Below are 11,972 nucleotides of genomic sequence, written 5' to 3' on the forward strand. Positions count from 1 at the left end.
TCTTCTTTACCAAATACTTATTTCTTTTTCTCTAGATACCAATAGTTTTTATTGTTCTCCATCAAGTCATCTAGCACAGTTTTTGCCTTCTCTGGATTAACAATAGTTCTATTTAAAGTTAGAGCTTGAAGCGCCTTAACATAATCTTTTTCTAAGAATGCTTCAACTGTTAGAAGTTCATAGGAATGTTGTGTTTCCATTAGACCTTTATAGAAAGGTTTAATTTCGCCATATTTATAAGGATGAGCGCCGTCTTTGCCAACAGTACCTGCTACTTCTACGATAGCATCCTTGCTAAAGTTAGTTATTATGTCATTGTTTCTGCTCATAAGGATGAACTCATTGTGTAAATCATAAGCTATAGATTCTGCAAGTTCAATCATTAAGTCGCCAAATACACTGTTAGTTATAAGGTCAACATCCTCTATAGATTTTGCTCCAACAGCCTTTGAGCATATTTCCCAAACTTCCTTCTCTCTGGAGTCTCTTGCTTCATCTGCTCTTGTATAGTTAGGATCACTTTCAGCAACTATTTCCTCTGGGAAGAAATAATATTGAAGATAAGTTGTTGGTACATACTCATCAAATAGCTTCATGTATTTGTTCACTCTTAAGTAAGTGTCAAGCCAGGACTTAGAACGCTGCTCTGCATTATATGGCTTAAAGTCATAATCTCTTAAGTAGGTTCTTAATTGATCAAAATAGTCTTTTCCATTAACATCCTTAAGTTCTGTAAACCACCCAAAGTGGTTTAATCCAAAATAAGTTGCTCTTAAATCCTTCTGCTCAACTCCTAGGATTTTAGCATAGGAGCGCATAAGTGAGTATGGCTGATCGCACAGGTTTAAGATTCTCTTATCATCAGGGAAAACCTTATCCAACCCTAAAGCCACTATAGCAGCAGGATTTGTATAGTTTAAAATCCAAGTATCCTTTGAATACTTACGTACCTGATTAACCATGTCTATCATCGCACCAAGAGATCTCATACCATAAGCAAAGCCTCCTGGTCCACAGGTTTCCTGACCAACTAAGCCATACTTTAGAGGTATTTTTTCATCAAGACTTCTCATTTCATTCTTTCCAACACGCATTTGACAAAATACAAAGTCTGTATTTTCATATGCTACATCTGCATCTGTTGTAAATACTACTTCTGTTTCGTTGCAGTAAGTCTTTAATACAAGTCTTATATAAGCCTCCATTTTTGAGGTTCTTTCGTTGTCGATATCGTAAAAGATTACCTTTTTTAAAGGAAATCTATCCTTTAATTTTACTAAGCTTCCTACTAATGCTGGAGTTCTGCCACTACCTGCCCCAGTTATTGTTATTATATTGCTGCTTCTCATGTCAATCCTCCTGTTTTCCTTACACTGTCCGTGAAAATGCTTAATCTTCACGTCTCCATTATGTCTTATTTACATAGCTGCTAATTGATCATCTACTTCGTTTCTTACGAATTCTACTAAAGGTCCATAAACAATGTGAATATGCTTTGGTGCTGGGAAGAATATTCCCGTGCAGCCTGAAGACTCTAGCATTTTACGATCCACTACATTTACTTCTCCTAAATCTATTCTCAAACGGGTTATACAATTCTCAACGTGTTTAATATTAGCTCTTCCACCCAATGCTTGTATTACAATCTTAGCAATCTCATCATATCTCTTTTCTTTGATAAGAGTATTATCTGCTGATGGTGAATCTTCTCTACCTGGAGTCTTTAGGTCAAATTTTAATATTGCCCATGTAAACACAAAGTAAGTAACCACAGCCAGAATCAAGCCTATTATTACAAAAGCTATCCAATTTGTATTTTCATAAAGCAATCCAAATATTGCAAAGTCGAATATAGTTCCTCTTATATAGCCTATTGCTACATTAGCTAGTGATAAGGCAACAGCTCCGATACCTATAATACATGCATAAACTACGTATAGAACTGGCGCAATAAATACAAAGGAGAATTCTAATGGTTCTGTAACATTACCTAAAAGTGCAGTTAATATACAAGTAACCATTAAGGATTTAACTAGCTTTTTATTTTCTTGGTATGCTGTTTTGTACATAGCAAGTCCTATTGCAGGGAATGCAAATAGTGTACATAACATCTGCTGCTGAGCCATGAATCTAGTTAACTTAGGCATCATACTCCAGTATTCACTGTTTGGTCCTAAGTTAAATAGTATCTCGTTTAGAGTAGGAACAACCCCTACATAGGTCTTTCCGTTTATAACATAAGTTCCACCAGCCTCTGTAAATCTAAACAGAGCATTCCATACGTGGTGAAGTCCAAAAGGAATAAATAATCTTTCTCCACCTGCTGTAAAGAATGGTCCTACAGGGCTTAAGTAAACTACTGATAATTTCTTTAGTAACGCTACGAAGATTTCCCATATGAAAGGTATTGTTAAACCAATTACCATCATTATTCCCATAGTTATAATCGGAACTGATTTTTTACCTGAGAAAAATGCAAAAGCTATTGGAAGCTCAAGCTTGTAGAATTTATCTGTTGCCCATGCTGCAACTAAACCAGTTATTATTCCACCCAAGGCATTTACATTCATGGTCTGTATTCCTAGAATTTTAATCTGCCCAAACTGGCTCATTACATCTGCCGGTGCCAGCTTTCCAGTAACAGTAAGCCATACATTCATGGATATTATGAGAATAATGTATCCTATTGTTGCCGCAAATACAGCTATTCCCTTATCCTTTTTGCTCATGCCATAAGCTACACCCATTGCAAATAGTAATGGAATATTATCAAAAATTGCACTAGCGATTGTTCTCAAATTAGTTAATATAGTTTTAAGAACTGGGTTCCCTAAGAACGGAAACCTAGCAATCATATAAGATTGAACAAGTGCACCAGTTATACCCAGCACCATTCCTACAGGCGCCATAACTGCGATAGGAAGTAACAGAGTTCTTCCAAACTGTTGTATCTTCTGACTAAAATTTTTAGACATTTCGCCTTCCTCCATTTAAAATATAAAATAAAACTATGAACACGTTTACTAAAAGAGCACTCTTCTTGATATCTATTCTACCTTCTGGTATATAATCTTACAACGCTTCTTGATGATACTCTTTTCCAACATAAAGTCCCAGGTCACAGGAAATGACCTAGGTCATGTAATAGTTTTACAAATAAAAAAAGCCCGTTTATTAACGAGCTATTTGGCATTAAGTTCTTTTATGCAGTTAACAATCATTTCAATAACTATAAACATTCCTATTCTTGAAATACTGTCATTGTATTTAGTCTCAGTATCATTTGATACGCAATGCAAAGTATAATCGCTTATCTTAGATAATTCATTGTTTCCAAAGGCAGTTATTGCTATGCTTTTAACCCCTTTGACCTTTGCTATATTAGCTACCTCTAATATTTTTGCTGTGTTTCCTGAAAGTGAAATTAAAATTACTAATTCATCCTTTTCTAAGGTATTGCTAACTAAAGCGAGTAAATTATAATCATCAACGAATACGCACTTAATTCCTATAGTAAGCAATAGATGATTTAAGTAATATCCAGCTGCTTTGCTTGTACCTCTTGCAAAAACATATACAGTTTTTGCAGCTAATATTTCTCTAGTAATGTTTTTATATAAGTCTGCCTCTATAACCACAAAGGTTTTTTCAATATTATGCTTTAAATTGTACTGTAAATCTTCCAAGACCTTTCTATTATCTTCATCGCCTTTAGATGATTTAAGATAATATTTTAGGTCAGAAAAGCCTTCAAAGCCTAACTTCTGAGCTAAATTAATAATTACAGTTTTAGAAGTAAAGGTCTCTTTAGCTAAGTCGCTTATCTTCATCTTCATAACTTTTTGCTGATTGGCATAAATATATGTAAATACTTTCTGCTCACTGTTAGTTAATTTATTAAATAGCTTAGCTAAATTCTCCATAAATACTCCTTATTTTTTAAAACTGCAAACTATATCACAAACTAAATCTACAATTCTTTTATCAAAAACGCTTGGAATTATATTTTCACAGTTTAATTCCGCCTCGTCTATGCAACCTGAAATCCCTCTAGCAACTGCCAGCTGTATTTCTGTAGTAATTTTATTGATGCGTGCTTTTAAAGCTCCTTTTATTATACCTGGAAAAACTAGCAGGTTGTTTATCTGGTTTGGATAATCGCTTCTTCCGGTTGCCATAATCTTAACCTTAGCGTTCTTAGCTGCCTCAGGCATTATTTCTGGAACTGGATTAGCTAGTGCAAATACTAATGGCTCATGGTTCATTGATAAAACCATTTCCTCAGTCAATATATTGCCCGCACTTACCCCTATAAAAACATCTGCTCCAGTTAGAGCCTCTTTTAAGCTACCTTCTTTATCTTTATTAAACTTTACAGCACAATCCTTTTGATATTTATTAGCTGCATTTTCAACTGTGATTATACCATATCTATCACAAATTACAATATTATGAAAACCTGCTTCATAAATCAGATTAGCTATTGCAATACCTGCCGCTCCAGCTCCATTTACTACAATCTTTACGCTATAATCTTTTTTAAGAACCTTAATTGAGTTTAAAAGCGCTGAAAGAACAGCGATGGCAGTTCCATGCTGATCATCATGAAAAACTGGAATATCACAGATTTCGTTTAATTTTTCCTCTATCTCAAAGCAGCGTGGAGCACTTATATCTTCTAAATTTATTGCTCCAAAGCTTCCTTCAATAAGCTTTACAGTTTTTACTATAGTTTCTACATCATTATCCTTAATACATATAGGAAAAGCATCAACTCCTGCAAATTCCTTAAATAAAACACACTTTCCTTCCATAACAGGCATTGAAGCTAAAGCTCCAATATTCCCAAGTCCTAATACAGCACTTCCATCAGTAATTACTCCAACTAGATTACCTCTTCTTGTATACTTATAGGAATCTTCTTCGTTCTTTTCTATCTCCAAGCATGGAAAAGCTACACCAGGTGTATAAGCTACCGCTAAGTCTTCACTGTTATTTATACTGCATCTGCTGATAACTTCTATTTTCCCTTTCCATTTTTCATGAGCTCTTAAACTTTTTTCCTTCATTTGCATCATCCTCCCTAATATGTATCATAGGCAATCTGTTATTATTCTTCAATACTCAAAGGCCATTTAAGACTTAAGTAATTTCTAGAACCAGCCTTTTGTCAATTATCATTGAAAAAAACAACAGCTTAATTATATAGGCAACAAACGTTATAAGTTATATAATATATTGTAAAGTAATTATTAAAAGTATCATTAATAAGAATATACCTATTTCCATTATCATTAAAATTTTGGCTTATACAATGAGGAGGCACTATGGCACAAACAACTAAAAAAGCACTTGCAGCATCATTTAAAAAGCTATTGCTAGAAAAGCCTATGGACAAGATTACCGTTGTTGATATCGTTGAAGATTGTGAAGTTAATAGACAAACATTTTACTATCATTTTAAGGATATATATGATCTTGTTGAATGGATTTATACTAATGAAGCCTCAAAGGCGCTTGGGGATAAAAAAACATACGACACATGGCAGCAGGGCTTCATGCAAATCTTTGAGTATGTACTAAAGAATAAAACCTTTGTAATAAATACATATCATTCCCTTAATCGTGAGCACTTAGAGAATTACCTATATAATGAAACTTATAATCTTTTAATAGGGGTTGTAGAAGAAAAAGCTGCAGGAGTCAATGTAAAAGAAGCTGATAAGGCATTTATTGCTCACTTTTATAAGTTTGCCTTTGTAGGACTTATGCTGGAGTGGATTGGGAAAGGCATGAAGGATGACCCCTGCGGTATTATTGAAAGAGTAAATATTGTAATCCATGGAAGTATTATTAAAGCACTTGAAAACTTCAAAACAAATATTCATATTTAGACACTTATAATACAGTGTCTAATTTTTTTACACCATAGGCACTTTGTTGAAACTTTAAACACACAGCATATATCGTCTATTGAACGTATCCCTCTTAATTTTTATTATATAGATATCAAGCCAATATAAAAACTAAGGGCAAAACAATTAATAATTGTTTTGTGCAAAAAAGAAAGACTAGGGGGAATAAAAATGTATTATAGCAATGGAAATTATGAAGCTTTTGCTCGTCCTCAGAAACCAGCTGATGTGGATAATAAGTCAGCCTACCTTGTTGGCTCAGGGTTAGCAGCCTTATCAGCAGCATGTTTCTTAGTACGTGATGGCCAGATGAAAGGTGAACATATTCACATTCTAGAGGAGCTGAATATTGCTGGCGGCGCCTGCGACGGTATAAAAGATCCTCAAAAGGGATTTATCGTTAGAGGCGGACGTGAAATGGAAAACCATTTTGAATGTCTATGGGATTTGTTCCGTTCTATACCTTCTCTTGAAACTGAGGACGCTTCTGTTTTAGATGAATATTATTGGCTCAATAAGAAAGATCCAAACTATTCGCTGATGAGAGCAACTATAAAAAGAGGTGAAGATGCTCACACTGACGGAAAATTCACATTAAGTGAAAAAGCTTCAATGGAAATTATTAAATTGTTTATGACTCGAGATGAAGATTTATATGACAAGAAAATTACAGATGTATTTACAGATGAGTTTTTCTCCTCAAACTTCTGGCTATACTGGAGAACAATGTTTGCCTTTGAAGATTGGCACAGCGCCTTAGAAATGAAACTTTATATTCAGAGATTTATACACCATATCGGTGGTCTTCCAGACTTTTCTGCACTAAAATTTACTAAGTACAACCAATATGAATCATTAATTCTTCCAATGATAAAATATCTTGAAGCCAATGGTGTTGACTTTCAATATGACACTAGAGTAACCAATGTTATTTTTAATATTCAAAAGGATAAAAAGGTTGCCTCTAAAATTATTTATGAGCGCAGCGGAAAGAAAGAATATATAGAGCTTACAGAAAATGATTTAGTGTTTGTTACTAACGGCAGCTGTACAGAAAACTCTACTACTGGCGATGATGATCATGCTCCAATCTTTAACGACTCTGTGGGAGGCTGCTGGGAGCTTTGGAAGAACATCGCCAAGCAGGATCCATCCTTTGGTAATCCTGATAAGTTCTGTTCAGATAAAAAGGCAACAACTTGGGAATCTGCTACAATCACTACCCTAGATAACAGAATCCCACCTTATATAGAAAAAATATGTAAAAGAGACCCTTTCAGCGGTAAAGTAGTTACAGGCGGTATTATTACCGCTAAAGACTCAAATTGGCTTATGAGCTACACCTTAAATCGTCAGCCTCATTTTAAGAGCCAGCCTAAGGATCAACTTGTAGTTTGGGTATATGGATTATTTGTAGACGTTCCTGGAAACTATATTAAGAAACCTATGAGAGAATGTACAGGAACAGAAATTACTGAAGAATGGCTATATCACTTGGGAGTTCCAGAGTCTGAAATTCATGACATGGCATTGAATTCAGCTCATTGCATTCCATGCATGATGCCATATATAACTGCCTTCTTTATGCCTAGAGCAAAAGGAGACAGACCAAAGGTTGTACCGGAGGGATGTGTAAACTTTGCCTTTATTGGTCAGTTTGCTGATACTGTACGCGATACAGTATTTACTACAGAATATTCTGTTAGAACAGCAATGGAAGCAGTATATACCTTATTAAATGTTGACCGTGGGGTACCCGAAGTATTCGCTTCCTGCTATGACGTTCGGGTATTATTAGATTCTACCTCAAAAATGATGGACGGCAAAAAACTTACTGACTTACATCTTCCACCTCAAGCAACCATGTTCGCAATGAATGCTTTGAAACAAGTATCAGGAACAGTTATTATAGACTTATTGAAACGCTATAATCTAATATAACCTCAGCTGTAATCTTTACAGTTAAGTAAATCAAAAGGTCCACTGATTGTTATAGTCAGCGGACCTTTTAGTATTTACTATTTAAATAAATCTATCAATCTTGCTATAAGCCCCTTCTTCTCAAGCTTTTCCTCTTGCACTACCTTCTTAGCTTCTGGTTTTTTAATGGCAGGAGTCCTTAGTATAAATTGAACAGTTGAATTTATATTTCTTTCATTGTCTGCAAAGGAGGTATACGAAACCTTTTTGTTTCCACCAAGCACACTATCTTCAATACTGCCTTTCAGCTCAGCTTTCATGGTATCTATGCCATCTTTACGGAGCTTGCTTACGCCATTTTTTATCTCATTTTGACCAGTTGTTAATTTTTCTATATTGGTCGGAATGGATGAAGTTTGTTTATCAATAGTATTTAATGCCTTGCTCATTTCCCCAAAACCTCCAAAAATCTGGTTGGTTCCATTTTTTAAAGTATTAAAGTTATCTGCCATCACTTTTAAGCCTTCAGGAAGCTTTGATACCTGTCCTGCCATAAACTTAGTATTTTCAGCCACTGTTCCAATGCCATTATTAAACTGTGCATAACCCTCCTTTAAGGCTTTTGTATTTTTCCCAATTTCTTTTATTCCCCCAGCACTTTGTTTTATACCTTGGGTTAACGAGTTAATCCCTTGTGCTTCTGAAATAACTCCCCCTGCTAGAGCTTGAATCTGCGGGTTATTCTTTAAATTTGGATCACTTAGCAAAGCTTGAGCTAGAAGCGCCAATTGGTCATGGCCAGCTTTTAGATTGCTCATTCCAGAAGACAAACCCTCCATTCCAGTGCTTAATCCATTAATTCCATCGTTCAAGCCTGAAATGCCGCTATCAAAAGCACTACTGTTTTTAGCCAGTTCGCCTAATCCATTTGATAAGCTGTTGATCCCAGCCACCAAGCCTTCGCTGTCCTTAGCAGCTTGAAGCATTCCCTTATGAAGCTCATTCATACCATTAGAGATTTGCACTGTCCCTGCTGCAGCTTCATTAGAAGCTTTGCTTAGAGTTTCAATACCAAAATTAAGCTCAACCATACCATTTTTAAGCTTTTTAGTTCCGTTAACAAGCTCATCTATACCATCCTCAATACCCTTTGAACCTTCAGATAATTCCCCAAGTCCATCGGTAAGTTTGTTTAAATCCTTTGATATATCTTCTGGTATAGCACTACCAGAGGCTATAAGGGTTATATTTATAGGTTCAAGCTCTATATCATTTCCATCCATCTCAAGAACAAAACTTTGCTCCTTTGGAGGGAGAGCCACAAAGCTAATAGTTGTTTTCTTTCCTACTACCACTTTTGAGCCTTCAGTAACTATATTTTTACATACGTCCTGACTTGCAGCAACTTGAATTTGAGCCATTAGTTGAGAAGCTAAATCCTTGTCCTTTGAGTCAAAATTCACCTTAAATGCAATTTTGACGTGTCCGCTTTTACCTCCAAGTTCCTCTGCTTTTATTTCCTTGTCATCTAAATAGTATTTAATTTGAATATTCACAGGAAGCTGCTTTTCTATGGTACCTTCATAATACAGTCCTTTATCTTTTATAAGCCCCATAGGCCACTTAATTTCGCTGCCATTAACCATTGGCTTCTCAAAACCTGATAAGTTTTTTATATCTTTATAGTTACCATAGTCTGTATAATAATCTTTATCATCACTGCCATAAATATGGTTAACAATTTTTATTTCTGCTGTACTTCCATCACTTTTTAAGGAAGCATATACTGTTTCATCTTTAGCTGTTTTTCCGTATACTACAGTACCTGAACTTACTATAGAAAACGCTAATAATGCACTAATAAGCTTTTTATTCATTTATGCTTTCACTCCCCATTTTTAAAGTTTTATATTTTTTAGGCCAGCCCATTGTAGTAGTTCTTATTAAAGAATCAAATATAACTAAGACGCCTGGAAGCAGTGTAAATACAAGTACCAAGCTTATAAGCGAACCTCTTCCAATCATAAGAGTAAGCTCCGCCGTTGTTCTTATTGTAGTAATGAAGGATATGCTGAAAGTTCCTGCTATCAGTATAAGTGCACTTGTAAGTACAGACCTTCCAGTATCTCCAATAGTCTTTACAGCTGCTTCCACAGGTGGCATTTGTTCCAGATTTTCTTTATATCTTGAAGTAAACAAAATTGCGTAATCCACTGTGGCCCCAAGTTGAATAGCTCCTATTATAATAAAGCTGATAAAATTTATTGTATTTCCTTGAAGATATGGTATGCTTAGGTTTATCCATATTCCAAGCTGTATAACAAAGATTAGCAGCAGAGGAATTGCTATAGATTTAAAGGTTATTAGAAGAATTAAACCTATAAGAAAAATAGATATAATATTTACTACTGAGAAATCCTTGGAAGTAACCTGCTGAAGATCCTTATAAACCACAGCCTGGCCTGTTAAATACCATTCATCATAATACTTGGCTGCTACATCACCTATTTCGTCCAAGGCTTTTGAAGCTTTTTCTCCTTCCACTCCTGTTAAGAGGTTTACAGCAAAATAAGTGTATTTATCTGATTCAAAAGCTTCTTTAGCTTCCTTTGGAATTATGGAATCTGGAAGATATTCATCAACCATAGAATAGAGTCCTTGTATAGTGTCTATACTATCCTTTGTTTTAAGTTGGTTTATAAGAGTATTTATCTTTACTTTATCTCCCTTAGGAACAATTAGAACAACTTCATTGCTCTTTCCAAACACTTCTTCAATTTTTCTATTGTGTACCGCAGATTTTGAATTCTCAGCTAATGTCTTTTCATTTGAATAATAATATTTAAGCTTTGACTGTCCTAAAAATACAGGTACAGTTAAAATAAGTGCTATAATAACAGCTACATTACGAAGTGCTGCAAGCTTTCTTGAGTTTTTATTAAAGTCAGGTAAAAATATCTTATGCTTATATTTATTAAATCTCTCATCAAGTTTCAAAATTAAAACAGGCATTAAAGTCATAACTGCTACAAGACTGAAAAACACTCCCTTTGCAAGTACAATTCCCATATCTCTGCCTATTCCATACTTCATAGCAACAAGAGCAAGGAAACCGCTAACCGTAGTCATCGCACTGGCAGAAACAGAACTGAAGGATTTAATGATTGCATTAATCATTGCCTCTTTTTTATCCCTGCTTTGTTTCTCTTCATGAAATCTGTGGAGCAGGAATATGGAGTAATCCATGGAAACTGCAAGCTGGAGAATACTTGATACGGAGTTTGTCATAGAAGATATCTTCCCGAAAAACATATTTGTTCCCATGTTTAATACTGTAGCCACACCAATGGTTATAAAAAATAAAATTGGCTCATAATAGGCTTCAGAGGATATAACCAGTATAATTGTTATAATTATGAAGGCAGCAGCTGAATAAAGAAATAATTCCCTAGAGGTAGTATCCATCATGTCCTTTGATACCGCTGCAGGTCCTCCTAGGTAATGCTCCTCCTTAACCATATCATCTATTTTATCTAATGCTTTTCTAGTTGATATACTTTCATTTCCTTCTTTAAACTGTATCTGGAAAAGACTATATTCACCACGCACAAATCTTTCAGTCAGCTTTTCATCAAAAAATTCAGCAGGCTTATTTATATCTTCTATGCTGTCTAGCCAGACTACCTCTTCTACGCCTGGAAGTTCTTTAATTTTATCTTTTAATTCCTTGACCGCATAAAGCTCACTGTTTTTCACCATTAATGATGCCGTGCCATTGATGCTGAACTCATGTTCAAGTTTCTGCTTTCCCTTGATAGAGTTCATGCTGCTAGGAAGATAAGACCCTAAATCATACTCTATTGATACGAACCTCGAGCCTATAAGGGAAAATAAAATAGCACAGATATAAAACATAATAATGAACTTTTGATGTTCAACAATGAATTTAGCAAACCTCTTCATAATCCATCCCTTTCTTAACTAACTTATTAAAACATAAATTTAAAACAAGTGTTTTAAATTTATGTTTTAATAATATCATGCTGAATTTCTGTAGTCAATGAGTAAAATAGTAAAACTAAATCTCTCTGAATTATTTATATTGTAATCCTTCCTACATATAAAACTATCCTAAAT

At 34.8% G+C, this 11,972-nt stretch carries 8 protein-coding genes; 2 read left to right on the forward strand and 6 right to left on the reverse strand.

Features of this window, described 5'->3' with window-relative positions; translation table 11 throughout:
* Positions 1–17 precede the first annotated feature (17 nt).
* The 4 genes from NBE98_RS06625 to NBE98_RS06640 form a co-directional block, all read right to left on the reverse strand.
* Positions 18–1,349, reverse strand: coding sequence for a family 4 glycosyl hydrolase (locus NBE98_RS06625; RefSeq protein ID WP_250813832.1), 1,332 nt, complete (start codon positions 1,347–1,349; stop codon positions 18–20).
* A 69-nt stretch (positions 1,350–1,418) separates the two neighbouring features.
* Complete coding sequence (locus tag NBE98_RS06630) at positions 1,419–2,975, reverse strand: PTS transporter subunit EIIC (RefSeq protein ID WP_250813834.1); 1,557 nt, start codon at positions 2,973–2,975, stop codon at positions 1,419–1,421.
* 207 nt (positions 2,976–3,182) lie between these two features.
* Positions 3,183–3,923, reverse strand: coding sequence for a MurR/RpiR family transcriptional regulator (locus NBE98_RS06635; RefSeq protein ID WP_250813836.1), 741 nt, complete (start codon positions 3,921–3,923; stop codon positions 3,183–3,185).
* Positions 3,924–3,932: 9 nt separating this feature from the next.
* On the reverse strand, positions 3,933–5,075 hold the full coding sequence (locus NBE98_RS06640) for an NAD(P)-dependent malic enzyme (RefSeq protein ID WP_284703706.1): 1,143 nt from the start codon (positions 5,073–5,075) through the stop codon (positions 3,933–3,935).
* Positions 5,076–5,327: 252 nt separating this feature from the next.
* On the opposite strand from NBE98_RS06640, the gene NBE98_RS06645 reads away from it, so the two are divergent.
* Both NBE98_RS06645 and NBE98_RS06650 read left to right on the forward strand, forming a co-directional pair.
* Entirely contained in the window at positions 5,328–5,894 is a 567-nt protein-coding gene (locus NBE98_RS06645) for a TetR/AcrR family transcriptional regulator (RefSeq protein ID WP_250813840.1), read from the forward strand.
* A 192-nt stretch (positions 5,895–6,086) separates the two neighbouring features.
* Positions 6,087–7,856 carry an oleate hydratase gene (locus NBE98_RS06650; protein WP_250813847.1) on the forward strand — a complete coding sequence of 590 codons (1,770 nt, stop codon included), beginning with the start codon at positions 6,087–6,089 and terminating at the stop codon, positions 7,854–7,856.
* Between the two features lie 77 nt (positions 7,857–7,933).
* On the opposite strand, the gene NBE98_RS06655 is transcribed toward NBE98_RS06650, so the two are convergent.
* Positions 7,934–9,712 (reverse strand): methyl-accepting chemotaxis protein, encoded by a 1,779-nt coding sequence (locus NBE98_RS06655; RefSeq protein WP_250813850.1) that lies wholly within the window; start codon positions 9,710–9,712, stop codon positions 7,934–7,936.
* A complete protein-coding gene (locus NBE98_RS06660) occupies positions 9,705–11,798 on the reverse strand; it encodes an efflux RND transporter permease subunit (protein ID WP_250813852.1) in 2,094 nt (697 codons plus the stop codon). Before NBE98_RS06660 ends, NBE98_RS06655 begins: the two co-directional genes overlap by 8 nt.
* Between the last annotated feature and the right edge of the window lie 174 nt (positions 11,799–11,972).

The sequence above is a fragment of the Clostridium swellfunianum genome, from assembly GCF_023656515.1.
Lineage (GTDB): Bacteria > Bacillota > Clostridia > Clostridiales > Clostridiaceae > Clostridium_AT > Clostridium_AT swellfunianum.